The 18103-nt window shown below is 68.6% G+C and carries 18 protein-coding genes and 1 tRNA gene; 8 read left to right on the forward strand and 11 right to left on the reverse strand.

Annotated elements, in window-relative coordinates:
* Positions 1-49: 49 nt before the first annotated feature.
* Positions 50-847, forward strand: coding sequence for a transglutaminase family protein (locus U5O44_RS20545; RefSeq protein ID WP_322590241.1), 798 nt, complete (start codon positions 50-52; stop codon positions 845-847).
* A gap of 43 nt (positions 848-890) precedes the next feature.
* Entirely contained in the window at positions 891-1739 is an 849-nt protein-coding gene (locus tag U5O44_RS20550; protein ID WP_322590242.1) for a hypothetical protein, read from the forward strand.
* Positions 1740-1763: 24 nt separating this feature from the next.
* On the opposite strand, the gene U5O44_RS20555 is transcribed toward U5O44_RS20550, so the two are convergent.
* Genes U5O44_RS20555 through U5O44_RS20570 form a run of 4 tightly spaced genes read right to left on the reverse strand, consistent with a single transcriptional unit; the run spans position 1764 to position 5210 of the window.
* Positions 1764-2873, reverse strand: coding sequence for a phosphotransferase (locus U5O44_RS20555; protein ID WP_322590243.1), 1110 nt, complete (start codon positions 2871-2873; stop codon positions 1764-1766).
* A 41-nt stretch (positions 2874-2914) separates the two neighbouring features.
* Positions 2915-3619 carry a Crp/Fnr family transcriptional regulator gene (locus U5O44_RS20560; protein ID WP_322590244.1) on the reverse strand — a complete coding sequence of 235 codons (705 nt, stop codon included), beginning with the start codon at positions 3617-3619 and terminating at the stop codon, positions 2915-2917.
* Positions 3620-3654: 35 nt separating this feature from the next.
* Positions 3655-4362 carry a histidine phosphatase family protein gene (locus U5O44_RS20565; RefSeq protein WP_322590245.1) on the reverse strand — a complete coding sequence of 236 codons (708 nt, stop codon included), beginning with the start codon at positions 4360-4362 and terminating at the stop codon, positions 3655-3657.
* Positions 4363-4409: 47 nt separating this feature from the next.
* Positions 4410-5210 carry an oxepin-CoA hydrolase, alternative type gene (locus U5O44_RS20570; protein WP_322590246.1) on the reverse strand — a complete coding sequence of 267 codons (801 nt, stop codon included), beginning with the start codon at positions 5208-5210 and terminating at the stop codon, positions 4410-4412.
* Between the two features lie 191 nt (positions 5211-5401).
* Here U5O44_RS20570 and U5O44_RS20575 point away from each other — a divergent pair, with 191 nt between their 5' ends.
* Entirely contained in the window at positions 5402-6028 is a 627-nt protein-coding gene (locus U5O44_RS20575) for a GTP-binding protein (protein ID WP_322590247.1), read from the forward strand.
* Here the strand turns inward: U5O44_RS20575 and U5O44_RS20580 are convergent, their stop codons facing one another.
* From U5O44_RS20580 to lptF, 5 genes are all read right to left on the reverse strand, one after another.
* Positions 6029-7210, reverse strand: a complete 1182-nt coding sequence (locus tag U5O44_RS20580; protein ID WP_322590248.1) for a pyridoxal phosphate-dependent aminotransferase — start codon at positions 7208-7210, stop codon at positions 6029-6031.
* 62 nt (positions 7211-7272) lie between these two features.
* Positions 7273-8238, reverse strand: coding sequence for a CysB family HTH-type transcriptional regulator (locus U5O44_RS20585; protein ID WP_322590249.1), 966 nt, complete (start codon positions 8236-8238; stop codon positions 7273-7275).
* Positions 8235-8621 carry a sirohydrochlorin chelatase gene (locus tag U5O44_RS20590; RefSeq protein ID WP_322590250.1) on the reverse strand — a complete coding sequence of 129 codons (387 nt, stop codon included), beginning with the start codon at positions 8619-8621 and terminating at the stop codon, positions 8235-8237. The genes U5O44_RS20585 and U5O44_RS20590 overlap by 4 nt, the downstream gene beginning before the upstream one ends.
* A gap of 17 nt (positions 8622-8638) precedes the next feature.
* Complete coding sequence (gene lptG, locus U5O44_RS20595; RefSeq protein WP_322590251.1) at positions 8639-9745, reverse strand: LPS export ABC transporter permease LptG; 1107 nt, start codon at positions 9743-9745, stop codon at positions 8639-8641.
* A 16-nt stretch (positions 9746-9761) separates the two neighbouring features.
* On the reverse strand, positions 9762-10817 hold the full coding sequence (lptF, locus tag U5O44_RS20600) for an LPS export ABC transporter permease LptF (RefSeq protein WP_322590252.1): 1056 nt from the start codon (positions 10815-10817) through the stop codon (positions 9762-9764).
* A 27-nt stretch (positions 10818-10844) separates the two neighbouring features.
* Here lptF and U5O44_RS20605 point away from each other — a divergent pair, with 27 nt between their 5' ends.
* The 5 genes from U5O44_RS20605 to U5O44_RS20625 all read left to right on the forward strand — a co-directional run bounded on the left by U5O44_RS20605 (position 10845) and on the right by U5O44_RS20625 (position 14539).
* Entirely contained in the window at positions 10845-12308 is a 1464-nt protein-coding gene (locus U5O44_RS20605) for a leucyl aminopeptidase (RefSeq protein WP_322590253.1), read from the forward strand.
* Between the two features lie 9 nt (positions 12309-12317).
* Positions 12318-12749 (forward strand): DNA polymerase III subunit chi, encoded by a 432-nt coding sequence (locus U5O44_RS20610; RefSeq protein WP_322590254.1) that lies wholly within the window; start codon positions 12318-12320, stop codon positions 12747-12749.
* The gene (locus tag U5O44_RS20615) at positions 12746-13081 is read left to right on the forward strand and encodes a hypothetical protein (RefSeq protein WP_322590255.1); all 336 of its coding nucleotides are present in this window, start codon (positions 12746-12748) and stop codon (positions 13079-13081) included. Before U5O44_RS20610 ends, U5O44_RS20615 begins: the two co-directional genes overlap by 4 nt.
* Positions 13082-13262: 181 nt before the next feature.
* Positions 13263-14402 carry a branched-chain amino acid ABC transporter substrate-binding protein gene (locus U5O44_RS20620; protein ID WP_322590256.1) on the forward strand — a complete coding sequence of 380 codons (1140 nt, stop codon included), beginning with the start codon at positions 13263-13265 and terminating at the stop codon, positions 14400-14402.
* Positions 14403-14449: 47 nt separating this feature from the next.
* Positions 14450-14539 (forward strand) — tRNA-Ser (locus tag U5O44_RS20625).
* A gap of 79 nt (positions 14540-14618) precedes the next feature.
* Here the strand turns inward: U5O44_RS20625 and U5O44_RS20630 are convergent.
* Both U5O44_RS20630 and map read right to left on the reverse strand, forming a co-directional pair.
* Positions 14619-17252, reverse strand: a complete 2634-nt coding sequence (locus tag U5O44_RS20630) for a [protein-PII] uridylyltransferase (protein WP_322590257.1) — start codon at positions 17250-17252, stop codon at positions 14619-14621.
* Positions 17253-17286: 34 nt separating this feature from the next.
* The gene (map, locus tag U5O44_RS20635) at positions 17287-18099 is read right to left on the reverse strand and encodes a type I methionyl aminopeptidase (protein WP_322590258.1); all 813 of its coding nucleotides are present in this window, start codon (positions 18097-18099) and stop codon (positions 17287-17289) included.
* Between the last annotated feature and the right edge of the window lie 4 nt (positions 18100-18103).

Here is an 18103-nt window from a genome sequence, read left to right on the forward strand (position 1 = left end):
TCCGTCCGGAAGGCCGGACGGTTTGGCGCGCGTCTTGCAAGATGCGGGTGTGAAGTATCAGATCCGCCACCGCACCCATTACCGCTACACCCAGCCGCTGCGCAGCGCCGTGCAGACGCTGTGCCTGACGCCGCGCCACACCGACACCCAGCACGTCCACCACTGGCAGCTCCATTCCCCGACACCGCTGCAGTCGCAGACCGATGCCTGGGGCAACCACAGCCATGTGCTGGCCCTGGGGGCCGGTGCGCGCAGGCTCCAGTGCGAGGCGACGGGCCTTGTCGAGACGCTGGGGACGCCCTTGCAGGCCGATCCGCTGGGGCCCGATCCGCGGCTCTACCTCATGCCCTCGGGGCTGGCCCGCGCGGACGAGGCCTTGCACCGCAGTGCGCAGACGGTCGTCCGTGGTGCGGACAACCGCCGGGCGCAAGCGCTGGCGCTGGCGGCGATGGTGGCGGAGCGGGTGCTCTACCGGCCTGGGCACACCTCGGCCAGCACCACCGCTGCCGAGGCGTGGCAGGGCCGCGCCGGGGTGTGCCAGGACCAGGCGCATGTGCTGGTCGCGGCCTGCCGGGCGGTGGGCCTGCCGGCCCGCTATGTGAGCGGCTATTTCCATGCCCCCGGTGCGCCAGAGCTGGCCAGCCACGCTTGGGCCCAGGTCTGTCTCGATCCGGCCGAGCGGTGCTGGCTGGGGCTGGATGTGACGCATGGCTGCGTGGTGGACGAGCGCCACATCCAGATCGCCGTCGGCCCCGACTATGCGGCGTGTGCCCCGGTGCGGGGGGTGCGCAGCGGCGGGGGCCAGGAGCAGCTCACGGTGTCGGTGGAGATCACGCTGGTAGCGTGAACAGCTACAGTTTTTCCGGCCTGTCGTCGATATGGGTGCATCGGTGAGTCTTCGCCGCCCCAACGACAACGTCAACGCCATGATGAAAACCCTGCAACGTCTTCAGCGACTGCTGGGGTCGCGCACTGAGACGACAGACTCCGACCCGCAAGCGCTCGACGGGTGGGCCGAGGCCCGCGGGCACCGGCTGAAGCGGGTGCGGCGAGGCGAGGGGCGTGTGGTCGAGTTCGAATGGGAAGGTCGCCGCGGTCGGCTCGAATGGGGTCCGTCCAAGCGGGCCTATATCGCGGGCCAGGAGTTGCGGGTGTGCATCGAGGCGGGCTTGCCGCAGCAGCTGGAGATGCTGCTGATGTCGCGCTCGCTGGCCCAGCGCCTCGATTCCCAGGCCTACCAGACCCTGGTGCAGGACCACCAGACCGGCATCGACACGACGCTGCCCGAGGAGGTGCGCTGGCTGTCGATGCTGGAGCGTGTGCCCGTGCCGTCGACCGTGGCGGGCTATGTGATGCTGTCCTCGTCGCCCCCGCATGCCCAGCGCTGGCTGGAGGGTGATCTGCTCAGCCGCGTCAGTCGCGCTGCCCACAACTGGCTGGGCGACGATGCGCCGCTGGTGCTGATGACCCTGCGCGGGCGGGTCTACCTGCGCACGGAGGCGCTGGTGACCGAGGTGGCCATGCTGGACGGTGCCTGCAACCTCGCCAATGCCGCAGCAGCTTCGGCTCGGCTGCTCATGTCGAAGACGACGCCCGTGGCGCGCGAGGTTTCCAGTGGCCGGCTGGTGCACACCTCCCGGCTGGACGAGCCCTCGGTGATGGAGATCCCCATGGACTCGGACATGATGGCGCTGGGCATGCCGTCGCGTGTCGGTCCGCGCACGGACATCCCGGTCTGAGGACGCCGCACGTCGGCGCTCGCCTCAGGCCCCGGCCTTGCGGGCGTGTTTCCAGGCCAGTTCCGCCATGGGCCGTGCCCCGGCGCCGGCCTGCCGCGCCTGCGCGCTGGACGCGGTGCCGTCCACCACCCGCCGCGCGATGCCTTGCAGGATCGCGGCGATGCGGAACATGTTGTAGGCGAGGTAGTAGTCCCAGTCGGGTGCCAGCGCCTCGAAATCCAGGCCGCCGGTCCGCTCCGCGTTGACCCGGGCCAGGTAGCGCCGGATGTAGACCTCCTCGGACGGGATGCCCAGCGCGTCCAGATCGGCCCCGCCGATGCCGCGGAACACGCCCGGCGGGATGTGCCAGGCCATGCAGTGGTAGCTGAAATCGGCGATCGGGTGGCCGAGCGTCGACAGCTCCCAGTCCAGCACGGCCAGCACCCGCGGCTCGGTCGGGTGGAACATCAGGTTGTCGAGCCGGTAGTCGCCGTGGGCGATCGCGACCTGCGTGTCGTCGCGGGCGTAGGCGGGCAGGTGCGCGGGCAGCCAGCCGATCAGCCGGTCCATCTCGGGGATCGGCTCGGTGACCGAGGCGAGATACTGCTTGCTCCAGCGTGCGGTCTGGCGCTCGAAGTAGCTGCCCGGCCGGCCGTAGTCGCCCAGCCCGATCGCCGCCGGATCGACCCGGTGCAGGGCGGCCATCACGCGGTTCATCTCGTCGTAGATCGCACCACGCTCGGCACGGTCCATGTCCGGCAGCGTCTGGTCCCACAGCACCCGGCCGGCCACATGCTCCATCACGTAGAAGGCCCGGCCGATGACGCCCTCGTCCTCGCACAGCAGGTGCATGCGCGCCACGGACACGTCGGTTGCGGCCAGCGCATTCATCACGCGGAACTCGCGCTCGATGGCGTGCGCGGACGGCAGCAGCTTCGCCGCCGGCCCCGGCTTGGCGCGCATCACGTAGAGAGCGCCGGGTGTTTCGAGCTGGTAGGTCGGGTTCGACTGTCCGCCCTTGAACTGGCGGACGCTCAGCGGCCCGGCGAAGCCCGGCAGGCGCTCGGCCAGCCAGCGCTCCAGGGCGGCGACGTCGAAGGCTTGCCCGTCGGCGACCGGGCGGGTGCCGGACTGGGCGGCGGCGTGGTGGTCCATGTCTGCGTGCTCCTGGGAAGGGGTGGCGCGGCGCGCGGTGTTCAGCGTTCCGAGATCGCCAGCAGCTTGTCGCGCGAGAGCACGACCAGCCGTGTCGGCTCGACCCGCACGGCGCCTTCGCGCTCGAAGCCCTTCAGCTCCTGGTTGACGCGCTGGCGTGAGGCGCCGACCAGCTGGGCCAGATCTTCCTGCGCGAGCTGCAGGCCGATGCGGGTCTCCTCGCCGTGCGGCACGCCGTAGGCGCGGGCCAGCGTCAGCACCTGCTTGGCGAGCCGGGCCGCCAGCGGCTTGGTGTTCAGATCCTCGAAGGACGCGAACATCAGCCGCATGCGCCGGCAGTTCAGCCGCAGCAGCGCCTCGGCCAGTTCGGCGTGGCGCGACAGCAGGTCGAAGAAGTCGTGCTTGCGGACGATCAGCAGCGTGGTCGGGCCGTGGGTGGTGGCGTCGTGGGTGCGCGGCAGGCCGTCGAACAGGGCGATGTCGCCGAACCAGGTGCCCGGCTCGACATAGGTCAGCGTGATCTGCTTGCCCGACAGCGACACCGAACTCACCCGCACGGCGCCGCTGGCCACGCCCACCCAGTCCACCGGCGGCGCGCCGCGTGTGGCGACCTGCACGCCGTCCGGGTAGCGGCGGATGATGGTGCGGTTCAGGATGTCCTGGCGCAATGCGGGCGAGAGCTTCGCGTACCAGGAGCCGGACTCGATGTTCTGGCGTTCTTCGGGGGTCAGGACGGGCGTCGTCATGCGGGCAGGGTTCCAGTTCTCAGGTGCTCAGGTGTTCACGTGCGCAGGTACTGCGCGAGCAGCTTTTCCATCGTCGTCTGGCGCTCGCGGTGGTGGAGCCACTGCGAGGGGGACAGGTTCATCGCGCGCACGACCACATGGTCGGCGCCGATGTCGAGCACATTGATGCAGGCCGGCGCCTGCTCGATCCGACCGAAGAAGGCCCGCGTGCCGGCCAGCGCGCTCGACAGCAGCGCCCGGTTCACGCCGCCGTGCAGCACCACCAGCGCGCAGTCCCAGTCGTCGCGCATCAGGAACTGCGCCCAGGCGGGCAGGCTGCGGTCGAGCAGTTCGCCCACGCTTTCGCCGCCCAGGAAGCGGTGCGACTCCACGTCCGCCTGCGATGTGCCGCCCTCGAAGGCCCCGAGGAAGGCGGTGCGCACCTGGTCGCGGGGCAGGTCGGACAGGCGGCCCGGCCGGATCTCCTGCAGCGCCGGCTCGGTCTCGATGGCCGTCGCCGAGCTGGCAGCGGCGAGCACACGCTGCGCGGTCTCGAGCGTGCGCGGCAGGCCGCTGACCAGCACGCGGTCGAACGTGACCGCCGACGCCGCGAACAGCGCGCCCGCAGCATCGGCCTGCGCACGGCCGGTGGCGTTGAGCGGCACGGTGTCGGGCGGGACCGGGGTGCCGTCGTCGAGGAAGTAGTCGACAGAGCCGTGGCGCATCAGGTAGAGGCGTCGGCGGGCGGGCAGGGTCTGCGTCATGTCGGGTCCGGGGTCAGGTCCAGGTCCAGGTCCAGGTCCGTGATCGGTCAGCGGAACTGCGGCGCGCGCTTCTCGCGCCACGCGGCCAGGCCTTCGCCACCGTTGTCGTGGTTGATGTTGGCGATGAAGGCGTCGCGCTCGCGGTCGAGGTGGGTGGCCAGCGGCAGGGTGGCGGCCTCCTGCGCCATGCGCTTGACCGAGGCGATCACGTTCGGCGCGAAGTGCGCCAGCGAGGCGGCCAGCGTCAGCGCCTCGTCGAGGGCGCGCCCTGGATCCGTCAGCCGGTTGACCAGCCCGGCGCGTTCCAGGTCGGCGGCACTGCGCACCTGCGCCAGCCAGAGCCACTCCAGCGCCTGCTGCCGCGGCAGCAACTGCATCAGCGCCTGCACCGCGCCGCCATCCGGCGAGGCGCCGATGCGGCCATAGGCCAGCCCGAAGCGGGCGGTCGTCGAGGCCACCAGCAGGTCGCAGGCCAGCGCCAGGGAACACCCCGCGCCCGCCGCCGCGCCTTCGACGGCGGCGATCACGGGCAGCGGATGGGCACGCATCGCGGCGATCCAGCCGTGCAGCGCGTCCACACGGGCCGCCTGCACGTCGGGCTGGCCACGCACGGCGGCGAGCTGGTTCAGGTTGCCGCCGCCGCTGAAATGGCCGTCCGCGCCCGTCAGCACGATGGCGCGCAGCGTCGGGTCGCGGGCTGCGTCGTCAAGGGCGGCGATCGCTGCGGCGTAGACCGCCGGCGACAGCGCGTTGCGCGAGGCGGGATCACGCAGCGTCAGCACCAGCGTGCGGTCGTGGCGGGAGAGGATCAGTTCGGCAAAGGCTGCAGGTACGGGTGCGGTAGGCATGGCCAAAGATTCTGGCATGGAAAAAAAGAACGACCGTTCTTTTTATTGACTCCAAACGTGTTTGTTTGGGTGGGGGTTACCCTGACTTCTTACAGTCACATACATTGAAATGATGATAATTTTTATCAATTTGGGCGAATGCAAGAGAATGAAAAGTCTTCTCGTTCACAAGATTTCAACAAGGAACTCTCATGAGTGCATCCCTTTCCGAACAGCGTTTCAACACTGAAAAGCCCTCGATTCATGTCGGGGTCGTGGGTCAAGATGGCCATGGCAAGTCCACCCTGACGGTGGCCCTTAACAACGTCATGGCGGAAACCTATGGAGGCCATCCGCTCGACCTTGACCAACTGGCGCGGATGACGACCGACACCACGATGGATGGCATCACCTTCGGTTCAGCCACGGTCGAGTACCACAGCGGTGGTTGCAAGTTCCTCCACACCGACTATCGCCAGTCGGGCGACTTGACAGAGGCGCTGCGTGCAGGTGCGCCGATGGAGGTGGCCCTTGTGGTGGTCTCGGTTGTCGATGACTCCACCGAGCAGACCCGCGAGCAGATTGAGCGCTGCCAGCAAGCCGGTGTGCGGGGTGTCGTGCTGTTCTTGAACGGTTGCGATCGGGTCGATGACGAAGAGCTGCTGGAATTGAAGGAAATGGAGTCGCGCGAGTTGCTGACGCAATATGGCTATCCCGGGGACGACTGCGCCAGCATCCGAGGTTCCGCGCTAGGTGCGCTTCAGGGCGACCGGGAGTGGCAGGCCAAGCTCATTGAGCTGGCCGGCGAGGTAGAGCTGGTTGCTCGGTCGCGGCAGTGATCAGCCCAGGCGCTGGCGCAGCCGCTCCAGCGCCAGCGCCAGCGTCTCGTCGCGCTTGGCGAAGCACAGCCGCGCGATCTGCTGGTCGCGGCCGTCCGGGTAGAAGGCCGACAGCGGGATCGCCGCCACGCCGACCTCGCGCGTGAGCCATTCGCAGAACGCCGCCTCGCCCAGCCCGGCGATCTCGGGGGCGAGGCCGCTGTAGTCCACGCTCTGGAAATACGTGCCCTCGCACGGCAGCAGGCGCAGCCCGGTGCCGGCCAGCCCGGCGCGGAACAGGTCGCGCTTGCGCTGGTAGAAGGCGCCAAGCTCCAGGTAAGGCGCTGGATCGGCCATGTAGGCGGCCAGTGCGTGCTGCATCGGCGTGTTGACCGTGAAGACGTTGAACTGGTGGACCTTGCGGAACTCGGCCATCAGCGGCGCGGGCGCGGCGACGAAGCCGACCTTCCAGCCGGTGACGTGGTAGGTCTTGCCGAAGCTGGAGATGAGCACGCTGCGGGCTGCCAGTTCGGGGTGGCTGGCGACGCTGAGGTGCGCGGCGCCGTCGTAGACCATGTGCTCGTAGACCTCGTCGGACAGCAGCAGGATGTCGGTCGGGCGCAGCAGCTCGGCGAGCTGCTGCTGCTCGGCGGCGGTCCAGACAGTGCCGGTCGGGTTGTGCGGCGTGTTGACGAGCAGGGCGCGGGTCTTCGGCGTGATCGCGGCGGCGAGCGCGGCGAAGTCGGGGCGGAAGGTGCCGGCCGTCAGCGGCACATGCACGGCGGTCGCACCCGCCAGCACGATGCTCGGCGCGTAGCTGTCGTAGCACGGGTCGAGCACGATGACCTCGTCGCCCGGATGCACGAGCGCCAGCACGGCGGTGAGGATGGCCTGCGTGGCGCCCGCGGTGACGGTGATGTCGGTGGCGGGGTCGTAGCGGTGGCCGTAGAGCGCTTCGACCTTGGCGGCGATGGCCTCACGCAGCGCGGGGATGCCGGTCATCGGCGGGTACTGGTTGTGGCCGGCGTCGAGCGCGTCCTTGACCGCCTGCATCAGGCGCGGGTCGCCGTCGAAGTCGGGGAAGCCCTGGCCGAGGTTGACCGCGCCGCACTGCGTCGCCAGCGCCGACATGGTCGTGAAAATCGTGGTGCCGACATGGGGCAGGCGGCTGGTGACGGCGGGGGTGCGGGTGGTAGGCGTCATGGTGGTGGCTGGCGTGGGTGCCCGCCTGCGCGGGCATGACGGTGGGAGGGGGTCGGAGGGGGTCAGAGGCCGTCGCTGGCGGGGCGGTCGGCGGCCAGGCCGAGCATGGCGCGCTCGATCAGCGGGCGGGTGAGCTGGTCGGACAGCAGTTCGGCGAAGGTGTAGACGAAGTTGCGCAGGTAGGCGCCGCGCTTGAAGGCGATGCGCGCCACGTTCGGCCCGAACAGGTGCCCGACCGGACGGGCGATCAGGTCACCGCCCGGTGCGCACAGCGGGTCGTCCGCCACCGCCATCTCGGCCACGATGCCCACGCCCAGCCCGAGCCGCACATAGGTCTTGATGACGTCCGAGTCGATGGCCTCCAGCACGAAGTTCGGCTTGAGCTGGCGCTGCTCGAAGGCGGCGTCGATCTTGGAGCGGCCGGTGAACGACGGGTGGTAGCTGATCAGCGGCTCGGCGGCGATCTGCTCCAGCGTCAGCCGCTCGGTGCGCGCCAGCGGGTGCGCGGTCGGCACGACGACGACGTGGCGCCACTCGTAGCAGGGCAGCGTGACCAGATCGTCGTACTGCGTCAGGCGCTCGGTGGCCATGCCGATCTCGGCCGAGTCGTCGAGGATCATCTGCGCAACCTGCTCGGGCGTGCCCTGGTGCAGGCTGACCGCGACCTTGGGGTAGCGGGTGCGCAGGGCGGCCACGGGCGTGGGCAGCACGTAGCGCGCCTGGGTGTGGGTCGCGGCGATGGAGAGCGTGCCGGCCTCCTGGCGCGAGTAGTCCTCGCCGATGCGCTTGAGGTTGGCGACCTCGCGCATGATGATCTCGATCGAGGTCAGCACCTGCCGGCCCGGCTCGGTGACGCGGCGCAGCCGCTTGCCGTGGCGGGCGAAGATGTCCACGCCAAGCTCTTCCTCCAGCTCCAGGATGGCTTTGGAGATGCCGGGCTGCGAGGTGTGCAGGGCCTTGGCGGTCTCGGTGAGGTTGAGGTTGCGGCGCGCCGCCTCCTGCACGAAGCGGAACTGGTGCAGGTTCATGCCGACGGGTCCGCGGGCAGCGGCAGCAGCGACAGCGCCGCCCGCGCGATGGCCAGCGTCACGGCTTCCAGCTCGCCGATCGCGGCGGTTGTGGCGATCTCCACGCCGGGGAAATGCGCCCGCGCGTTGTCGAGCAGCAGCGGCAGATCGCGCCGCACATGGCCCCCTGCGCCGAGGAACAGCGGCACCACCGTGACGGCGGTGCAGCCCTGCTCGACCAGATCGGCCACGCCGGTTTCCAGGCCGGGCGTCATCAGCTCCAGGAAGGCGAGGGTGACGGGACGGCCGCCGGACTCCCGGCGCATGTGGTCGGTGATGGTGCGGAAGGGTGTGGCCCAGGCGGGGTCGCGGGCGCCGTGGGCGAAGAGAAGGATGCCGTGCATGGGGGAGGGTTCCTGGTTCAGCGGTAGCGCACCAGCCAGCTGAAGGCGCCGAGCGACATCAGCAGGTAGAGCACGCTGGGAAGACTGGCCGCCAGCCACGGCGTCCATTGGTGGAGCAGCCCGAGGTGGCTGGTGACGTTGTTGAGCAGCACGAAGCTGATGCCCAGCAGGATGCCACCGAAGACCTTGAGCGAGACGCCGCCGGAGCGGGCATGCAGGTAGGCGAAGGGCAGCGCCAGCGCCATCATCACCAGGCAGGCGAGCGGGTAGAGCGCCTTCTTCCAGAACTTGATCTCGTAGCGCTGGGCCGACTGGTCGTTCTCGGCCAAGTGGGTCATGTAGGTGTAGAGCGCCATCGTGGACATCGTGTTCAGCGGCAACACGGCCGACGACACCACCTGCCGCGTGAGCGCCGAGGGCCAGCGCAGCTGTTTCAGCGTCTGGTCCGGGGCCAGCGACGGCGTGCTGTCGGCCGCCCACTGCGAGATGCGCACGTCGTCCAGCAGCCAGACACCGTCCGTGTCGATGGTGGCGCGGGCGGCGGTGGTGCGCGTGCGCAGCTCACCCCGCGGCCCGAACTCGAAGATGCGCACCTTCTCGACCGAGCCATTGTCACGCGCCAGCCCGACGTTCAGGGTGATGCGGTGCTCGCCCTCGGGGGTCTGGCGGCTGTCGCGCAGCCAGACGCCGCCATAGTCGGTGTCGAGCTGGCCCTTGCGGGCCGATTCGAGCAGCGTGGCCTGTGTGTCGCACCAGGGCGCGATGAAGTCGCCGACAACGAAGGTGACGGCGGCCAGCGCCAGCCCAAGCTGGGCCAGCAGCTTCAGCGCGAGGCCCGGGCCGAGTCCGCCAGTGCGCAGGATGGTGAACTCGCTCGACTGCGCCAGCCGAGCCAGCGCATAGATGGCGCCGATCAGCACCGCGATGGGGGCCAGTTCATAGACATGGCCCGGCACCAGCAGGGCGCAGACCAGCAAGGCCTGACCGAGCGTGTAGCCGCCCTTGCCGACGTTGTCGAGTTCGCCGACCAGGTCGATGAACAGGAACAGGCCGAGGAAGGCGAGCATCACGAAGCCGATGGCGCCGAGGATCTCGCGGTACAGGAGGCGGCGGATGGTGCGCATGGACAGCGTTCCCGGTTCAGCGCATGCGCCAGCGCAGCAGGCCGAGCGCACCCAGCAGCAGGCCACCGTGCAGTGCGATGAGGGCCGCCGCCGCGCCGGCCTTGCCGGTGCCGACCCAGGCCTGGCTGAGGTTGATCAGGTTGAAATAGACGACGAAGCCCAGCAGCGCCACCAGCAGCACCCAGGTGTTGCCGCCTCGTGGTCCGCCCGAGGCGAGCCCGATGCCCCAGAGCAGCAGGTTGAAGGCGGCCAGCACCATGCCGGCCCGCCAGACCAGCTCGCCCTGCGCCGGCAGACCGGGCGACCGGAGCAGGTCGAGGGTGTCCAGGGCCTTGGGCGGGCGCTCCTGCTCGGCCGACAGCGCCTTCTCGCCGATGCGGACCGTGTAGTGCTCGAAGCGGGCGATCGTGCGGGTGCCGCCGGTGAGGTCCAGATCGGTGCGGGCGCCGTGGGTCAGCACCAGCCGGCGTGCGGCGTCGTCGCCCGGCTCGATGCGGCCGGCTTGCGCCGTGGTGACGGACTCGCGGCCCTCGCGCTGGTCGAGGATGAAGATGTGCTGACCGGTTGCGCTGTCGGCGGTCTGCTTGTCCAGAAAGAACACGCGGCTGCCGTCGCGGGAGGACTGGAACTGGCCCGGCGCCACCCGGGACAGGTCGGAGCGCTGCTCGTAGCGGTCACGCAGGTCGACGGTGTTGCGGTTGGCCCAGGGCCACACCACCAGCATCAGGGCCGCCACCGCCACCAGCACCGGCGCCGCGAAGCGCAGCACCGGCCGCACGAAGCGCACGATCGACAGGCCGCTGCTGAACCAGACCACCATCTCGCTGTCCCGGTAGAGCCGCGTCAGCGTGGAGACGACCGCGATGAACAGCGACAGGCTCAGCATCGTCGGCAGATGCCCGAGCGCGGTGTAGCCCATCAGCAGGACAACATCCTGCGGCGACACCTTTCCCCCCGCGGCCAGGCCCAGCATGCGGATCAGCATCATCGTCAGCACGATGGTCAGGATGACCACAAGCGTGCCGCCGAAGCTGCGGGACAACTCTTTGCGTAGGGTGGAATCGAATAACATCAGTGCGAACAGGAGCAGCGCGGAATTATGGACGTTCAAACACTCACGGCAGCAACGCAGGATTATTCGAAGCTGGTGACCGATGCACTCGTCGTCATCGTGCCGGCAGAGGCTGGCGGCTGGCGGCTGCCGGCTGCGGTGCGCAAGCTGGTCGACGATGCGGTCGCGCAGGGCGATCTGGCCCTCAAGGCCGGACGCAGCCTCTATCTGCACCGGCCCGCAGGTCTCAAGGCCCCGCGGCTGGTGGTCGCCGTGGCCGCGGACGGCAGCGGCAAGGCCTGGCGCAAGGCGCTGGGCACCGCATTCGGGCACCTGAAGAGCAGCGGCGCCGAGCGTGCCGCGCTGGTCTGGGCCGGCGCGGGCGAGCCTGACGCGGCGATGGCTGAATCGGCCGCGTGTCTGGCGCAGGAGGCGGTCTACGTCTACCGCCACACCAAGCCGAGCGCCGCCGAGGCGCCGAAGTGGGTGCGGCTGGACCTCGTCTGCGGCGAGGCGGCCCGGGCGGATGCCGACGCTGGCCTGGCCCGCGGCCGCGCCATCGCGGCGGGCAGCACACTGGCCCGTGAAGTCGCCAACCGCCCCGGCAACCATTGCACGCCGTCGATGCTGGCCGACCATGCCCGCACATTGGCCAAGGAACAGCCGGGGCTGAAGGTCGAGGTGCTGGACCGCAAGGACATCGAGAAGCTCGGCATGGGCGCCTTCCTGGCGGTCGCGCAGGGTTCGGAGGAGCCGCCGCGCTTCATCGTGCTGCGCTACCAGGGCGCGGGCAAGAAGGACGCGCCGACCGTGCTGGTCGGCAAGGGCATCACCTTCGACACCGGCGGCATCTCGATCAAGCCGTCGGCCGAGATGGACGAGATGAAGTTCGACATGGGCGGCGCCGCCAGCGTGCTGGGCACCTTCCGCGCCATCGCCGAACTCCAGCCGAAGATCAACGTGGTCGGCCTGATCCCGACCTGCGAGAACATGCCCGATGGACGCGCCATCAAGCCGGGCGATGTGGTGACCTCCATGTCCGGCAAGACCATCGAGATCCTCAACACCGATGCGGAAGGGCGCCTGATCCTGTGCGACGCGCTGACCTATGCCGAGCGCTTCAAGCCGGCAGCCGTCATCGACATCGCCACGCTGACCGGCGCGATCATCATCGGCCTGGGGTTTCAGCACGCGGGCCTGTTCAGTCCGGACGACACGCTGGCCGAGGCCCTGCTGAAGGCGGGCACCGCATCCCACGACACGGCCTGGCGCATGCCGCTGGACGAGGAATACGACGAGGGGCTGAAGAGCCATTTCGCCGACATCCCGAACATCGGCGCCCGGGCGGGTGGGGCCATCACGGCCGCCAAGTTCCTGCAGCGTTTCACCAGCGCCTACCGCTGGGCGCACCTGGACGTGGCGGGAGTGGCCTTCCGCTCCGGCGCGGCCAAGGGCGGCACCGGACGGCCGGTGCCGCTGCTGACGCACTACCTTCTGGGTCAGGCTGGCTGACCGAGCGGCATGACGGCGGTTGCCTTCCATTTCAATGTGCCAGACCGGCGGGCCTACGCCTGCCGCTTGCTGCGCAAGGCCTACCGATCTGGCGCGCGGGTGGTGGTCACGGGCGAGTCCGCACAGCTGGCGGAACTCGACCGGCTGCTCTGGACTTTCGAGGCGCTGGAGTTCATTCCGCACTGGCGTGGTGCTGCCGTGGACGGATTGCCCGCGCGTCTGCAGGCCACCCCGGTCCTGCTGTGCGCGGGCCACAGTGCCCGCTTTGGCCACGACGTGCTGGTCAACCTCGGGCGGGATGTTCCGCAGGCCTACACGCAATACACGCGGGTCATCGAGGTCGTCGGCCGCGACGATCTCGATCGGGACGGCGCCCGCGGTCGCTGGCGCCAGTACAGCGCCGAGGGCTGCCCCATCGAACGGCACGAGGTGGCGGGGTGAACGCACCATTGCGGGCGCCACCGGACGATGTGCCGACCCTGACGGAAGTGGTGCGGCCATCGGAACTCGTCGATTCCCTGGAGGTGCCCCAGCCGGTTCATGCGGGCCATGCCACGATCGACGAAGAGCGTCTGACCTTGCAGATCCTCTGGAATGTGGGCGCCCGTGCGGATGCATTGCTCGAATCCGGCTTGCGCACCCACCTGCCGCCGATGCTGGAGCAACTGGTGGAGCAGTTGCTTCCGGTGCTGCGCGCCGAGCTGTCGTCGGGCCTGGCCGATGCCGTGCGAGAGGCCATCGCCCAGGAAATCGAGCGCTCCCGCAGCCGTTGAGCGCTGTTCGCGGTGCGCTGTGCACCTGTTTCGCGCTTCAGGCGTTGAGTGAGGGCTTTCCCGATTCGGGTACCGCCGCTGGAGGTGCCTGAGAAATTCGGGTAAGTTCGCCGGCTGTGTCGTTCAGGCCGGTCATCGGCGGCCCACATCTACCGTGTTCCAGAAACTGGAGTTTCAATCCATGAATCACAAGCTCAACGTCGTCATTGCCGCAGTGGCTTTTGCAGCGGCCACGCAGGTCAGCGCACAGGAAGTCGTCAAGATCGGTCACGTGGGCCCGACCAGCGGTGGCATTGCCCACCTGGGCAAGGACAACGAGAACGGCGCGCGCATGGCGATCGACGAACTCAACGCCAAGGGCGTGTCGATCGGCGGCAAGAAGGTGAAGTTCGAGCTGCTGGCCGAAGACGACGGCGGTGACCCGAAGCAGGGCACGGCCGCCGCGCAGAAGCTGGTGGACTCGAAGGTCGCCGGCGTGGTGGGCCACCTGAACTCGGGCACGTCGATCCCGGCCTCGAAGATCTACAGCGACGCAGGGATCCCGCAGATCTCGCCGTCGGCGACGAACCCGAAGTTCACGCGCCAGGGCTTCAAGACGACGTTCCGCGTGGTGGCGGATGACGTGCACCTGGGCGGCACGCTGGGCCGCTACGCCGCCAAGGAGCTGAAGGGCAAGTCGATCGCGGTGATCGATGACCGCACGGCGTATGGGCAGGGCGTGGCTGACGAGTTCGAGAAGGGCGTGAAGGGTGCGGGCGGCAAGACGGTGGCGCGCGAGTTCACGAACGACAAGGCGACGGACTTCACGGCGATCTTGACCAACCTGAAGGCGAAGAAGCCGGACATCGTGTTCTTCGGCGGGATGGACGCGGTGGCGGGCCCGATGATCCGGCAGATGAAGCAGCTGGGCATCAAGGCGAAGTTCATGGGCGGCGACGGCATCTGCTCGGGCGAGCTGCCCAAGCTGTCGGGCGGCGCGATGGACGACGGTCAGGTGGTGTGCGCCGAGGCCGGTGGTGTCGAAGGCGAGCAGAAGAAGGGCATGGAGGACTTCAAGGCGCGCTTCAAGACGAAGTTCAACGCGGACGTGCAGATCTACGCGCCGTATGTGTACGACGCGCTGAACGTGATGGTGGCGGCGATGGAGAAGGCGGGGTCGAGCGACCCGGCGAAGTACCTGCCGGTGCTGGCCAAGACGTCGGGCTACAAGGGCGTGACGGGCAACATCAGCTTCGACGAGAAGGGCGACGTGAAGAACGGCGCGCTGACGATGTTCACCTACAAGGGTGGCAACCGCGAGCAGATCGCCGTCGTGCGCTGACAGGTATTCTCATCTCTCCTGAAAGCTGCTATAGTGGCTGTCTTTCCGGAGAGGTGGATGAGCGGTTTAAGTCGCACGCCTGGAAAGCGTGTGTGGGTTAATCCCCACCGCGGGTTCGAATCCCGCCCTCTCCGCCAGATCTAACCCCAAGTCGTTGATTCACTTGGGGTTTTTTCTTGCCTGTTCGCTCAAGCTGAACTCAGGTCTCAGCTGAGTTCAGCTCAACGCATCCAGCAACTCCGTCTCGAACTCGATCTGGCTCCGGTTGTGCTGCAACGCCGCACCATCGACCAGGAATGTGTCCTCGACCCGCTCGCCCAGCGTGCTGATCTTGGCGAGCTGCAGGTTGATGTCGTGCTTGGCCAGCACCCGGGCGACGCTATAGAGCAGCCCCGAGCGGTCGCTGGCCGACACCGACAGCACCCAGCGCTGTGCCCGCTCGTCCGGGCGCAGCTGCACCCGCGGCGTCACCGGGAAGGACTTGACCCGCCGCGACAGCCGGCCCCGACCGGGTTGCGGCAGCGGCCCGTCCGCCTGCAGCGCCAGCCCCAGCTGGTTCTCCACCAGCGCGATCAGGTCGCGGTAGGCCTGATCGAAGAACGGCGTGATCACCTGGAACGTGTCCAGTGCATAACCGGCGCGCGTCGTGTGGACCCGTGCGTCCAGGATGCTGAACTGCGCTGAGTCGAAATAGCCGCAGATGCGCGCGAACAGGTCTGGCCGGTCGGGTGAGTACACCAGCACCTGCAGCCCTTCGCCCAGCGGTGACAGGCGGGCGCTCACCAGCGGTCGGGTAACCTCGACCTTGCGGTTCAGCGCCCGGGCGTGCCAAGCGATCTCGCCGCTGTCGTGGCGGGCGAAGTAGTTCAGGTCCAGCGTCTTCCACAGTGCCTCTTCCGCGCCCGGTAGCATCGAGTGCAGCGCCAGCATCTGCCGCGCCTCCTGCTTGCGCAGCTCGATCTCGGCGTCCAGTTGCGGCTTGGCCCCGCCCAGCGCCCGCAGCGTCGCGCGGAACAGGTCTTCCAGCAGCTTGCCCTTCCAGGCGTTCCATACCTTCGGACTGGTGCCGCGGATGTCGGCCACCGTCAGCAGGTACAGCGCCGTGAGCCGGCGCGGATCCTTCACATGCTGCGCGAACGCCTCGATCACGTCCGGGTCGGACAGGTCTTCCTTCTGCGCGACCCGCGACATCGTCAGGTGTTCCTTGACCAGGAACTCGATCAGCCGCGCGTCGTCCTTGTCGATGCCGTGGTCGCGGCAGAAACGCCGCACCTCGACCGCGCCCAGGTCCGAATGGTCCCCGCCGCGCCCCTTGGCCACGTCGTGGAACAGCGCGGCCACGTACAGCAGCCACGGCTTGTCCCAGTGCGCCGCGAGCTGCGAGCAGAACGGGTACTCGTGCGTGTGCTCGACGATGAAGAAGCGCCGCACGTTGCGCAGCACCATCATGATGTGCTGATCGACGGTGTAGACGTGGAACAGGTCGTGCTGCATCTGTCCGACGATGCGCCGGAACACCCACAGATAGCGCCCGAGCACCGAGGTGTCGTTCATCAGCCGGAAGGCGTGCGTGTGGCCCTGCGACTCGCGCATGATCTCCATGAAGGTACGGTGGTTCTCGGGGTCGCGGCGGAAAGCACCGTCCATCAGCTCGCGGGCGTTGTAGAGCGCGCGCAGCGTGCGCGCCGACAGGCCCTTGATGCCGATGGTCTGCTGGAAAACGAGGAAGGTCTGCAGGATGGCGTGCGGGTCGCGCCGGTACAGGTCGTCGCTGGCGACTTCGAGCATGCCGCCGCGGTCGAAGAAGCGGTCGTCGATCGGCCGCATCGGCGCGTGGCCCGAGCCGGAGACGTGTTCCTCGATGCCGAGCATCAGGATCTGGTTGAGCTGCACCACCGCCTTGGCCGCCCAGTAGTAGCGGCGCATCAGCGCTTCGCTGGCGCGGCGCTCGGGCGTGGAGGTGTAGCCGAAGCTCTCGGCCACGGCGGTCTGCAGGTCGAACACGAGCCGGTCCTCGCGCCGGCCGGCGATGGTGTGCAGCCGGGCGCGGATCAGCTTGAGCAGACCCTCGTTGCGCTGCAACTGGGTCGCCTCGAAGCGGGTGATGAGCCCCTTGCTGGCCAGCTCGCGCCAGGAGCGGCCGAGGTCGGCGCCCAGCGCGATCCAGCGCACCACCTGCAGGTCGCGCAGACCGCCAGGGCTTTCCTTGCAGTTCGGCTCCAGCGAGAACGGCGTGTTCTCGTACTTGACGTGGCGCTGCTGCATCTCCAGCGACTTGGCGCGCAGAAAGGTGGCCGGGTCGAGCACGTCCTGCGTCCAGCGCCGGAACTGGTCGTACAGCCGCCGTGCGCCGCAGAGGTAGCGTGCCTCCAGCATCGCCGTCTGCACCGTGACGTCCGCCTGCGCCTCGAAGACACATTCCTCGACCGTGCGCACGCTGGAGCCGATCTCCAGGCCGATGTCCCAGCAGGCGGTGATGAAGGCTTCGATGCCGGCGCGGCGCGGATCAGCCGCCTCTTGCTCGTGGGTCTGCGCCAGCTCTTCGGGCAGCAGCAGCAGGACATCCACGTCGGAATGCGGGAACAGCTCACCGCGTCCGTAGCCGCCCACCGCCACCAGGGCGGCGCCGCGTGGCAGATCGGACTGGTGCCAAAGCTGCGCCAGCACCGTGTCCACATGGTGGGTCAACTGCCGCACCAGCCGGTCTGCAGCCGGTACGGTGGCCTTGCCGACGCGGAACTGCGCGATCAGCGCCTGTTTGCCCTCGCGCAACTGGCGGCGCAGTTCGGGCAGCGGCAGCGCAGGCAGGGTGGTGCGGCGGTCGGCGTCGGCGCCGGTGGTGTCAGACATCGGCATCGGCTCGGTCTTGGCAGGCAGGAAAGGGTCAGCAGGCGGTGGTCGTGACAAACGCCGGCAGCGGCGGACTGCCCGCCGACAGCGTCATGACCTCGAAGCCGGTCTCGGTGACGACCAGCGTGTGCTCCCACTGGGCCGACAGCGAGCGGTCCTTGGTGACGATGGTCCAGCCGTCGCCGGCTTCCTTCAGCTCGCGCCGGCCGGCGTTGACCATCGGCTCGATGGTGAACACCATGCCCGGCACCAGCACGTCGAGCGTGCCGGGGCGGCCGTAGTGCAGGATCTGCGGCTCTTCATGGAACTTCTGGCCGATGCCGTGGCCGCAGAACTCGCGCACCACCGACAGGCCCTGGCCTTCGACGAAGGTCTGGATGGCGTGGCCGATGTCGCCCAGGCGCGCGCCCGGCTTGACCTTCAGGATGCCCTTCCACATGGCTTCGTAGGTCAGGTTGCACAGCCGCTTGGCCGCGATCGAGCCTTCGCCGACGATGAACATGCGGCTGGTGTCGCCGTGCCAGCCGTCCTTGATGACGGTGATGTCGAGGTTGACGATGTCGCCGTTCTTCAGCGGCTTGTCGCTCGGGATGCCGTGGCAGATGACGTTGTTGACCGAGGTGCAGATCGACTTCGGATAGGGCGTGTAGCCGGGCGGCTGGTAGTTCAGCGGCGCGGGGATGGCCTGCTGCACGTTCACGATGTGGTCGTGGGCGATGCGGTCCAGCTCGTTGGTGGTCACGCCCACCCGGACATGCGGCGTGAGGATGTCCAGGACTTCGGAGGCGAGGCGGCAGGCCACGCGCATGGCGGCAATGTCCGCGGCGGTTTTGATCGTGATCGACATGGGC

Source organism: Sphaerotilus sp., from assembly GCF_034519685.1.
In the GTDB taxonomy this organism is placed as follows: domain Bacteria; phylum Pseudomonadota; class Gammaproteobacteria; order Burkholderiales; family Burkholderiaceae_C; genus Sphaerotilus.

Excerpts from the sequence above, each read along its gene's own strand:
- U5O44_RS20555 (WP_322590243.1), bottom strand. The coding sequence starts at position 2,873 with ATGGACCACCACGCCGCCGCCCAGTCCGGCACCCGCCCGGTCGCCGAC.
- U5O44_RS20560 (WP_322590244.1), bottom strand. The coding sequence starts at position 3,619 with ATGACGACGCCCGTCCTGACCCCCGAAGAACGCCAGAACATCGAGTCC.
- U5O44_RS20565 (WP_322590245.1), bottom strand. The coding sequence starts at position 4,362 with ATGACGCAGACCCTGCCCGCCCGCCGACGCCTCTACCTGATGCGCCAC.
- U5O44_RS20570 (WP_322590246.1), bottom strand. The coding sequence starts at position 5,210 with ATGCCTACCGCACCCGTACCTGCAGCCTTTGCCGAACTGATCCTCTCC.
- U5O44_RS20575 (WP_322590247.1), top strand. The coding sequence starts at position 5,402 with ATGAGTGCATCCCTTTCCGAACAGCGTTTCAACACTGAAAAGCCCTCG.
- U5O44_RS20580 (WP_322590248.1), bottom strand. The coding sequence starts at position 7,210 with ATGACGCCTACCACCCGCACCCCCGCCGTCACCAGCCGCCTGCCCCAT.
- U5O44_RS20585 (WP_322590249.1), bottom strand. The coding sequence starts at position 8,238 with ATGAACCTGCACCAGTTCCGCTTCGTGCAGGAGGCGGCGCGCCGCAAC.
- U5O44_RS20590 (WP_322590250.1), bottom strand. The coding sequence starts at position 8,621 with ATGCACGGCATCCTTCTCTTCGCCCACGGCGCCCGCGACCCCGCCTGG.
- lptG (WP_322590251.1), bottom strand. The coding sequence starts at position 9,745 with ATGCGCACCATCCGCCGCCTCCTGTACCGCGAGATCCTCGGCGCCATC.
- lptF (WP_322590252.1), bottom strand. The coding sequence starts at position 10,817 with ATGTTATTCGATTCCACCCTACGCAAAGAGTTGTCCCGCAGCTTCGGC.
- U5O44_RS20605 (WP_322590253.1), top strand. The coding sequence starts at position 10,845 with ATGGACGTTCAAACACTCACGGCAGCAACGCAGGATTATTCGAAGCTG.
- U5O44_RS20610 (WP_322590254.1), top strand. The coding sequence starts at position 12,318 with ATGACGGCGGTTGCCTTCCATTTCAATGTGCCAGACCGGCGGGCCTAC.
- U5O44_RS20620 (WP_322590256.1), top strand. The coding sequence starts at position 13,263 with ATGAATCACAAGCTCAACGTCGTCATTGCCGCAGTGGCTTTTGCAGCG.
- U5O44_RS20630 (WP_322590257.1), bottom strand. The coding sequence starts at position 17,252 with ATGTCTGACACCACCGGCGCCGACGCCGACCGCCGCACCACCCTGCCT.
- map (WP_322590258.1), bottom strand. The coding sequence starts at position 18,099 with ATGTCGATCACGATCAAAACCGCCGCGGACATTGCCGCCATGCGCGTG.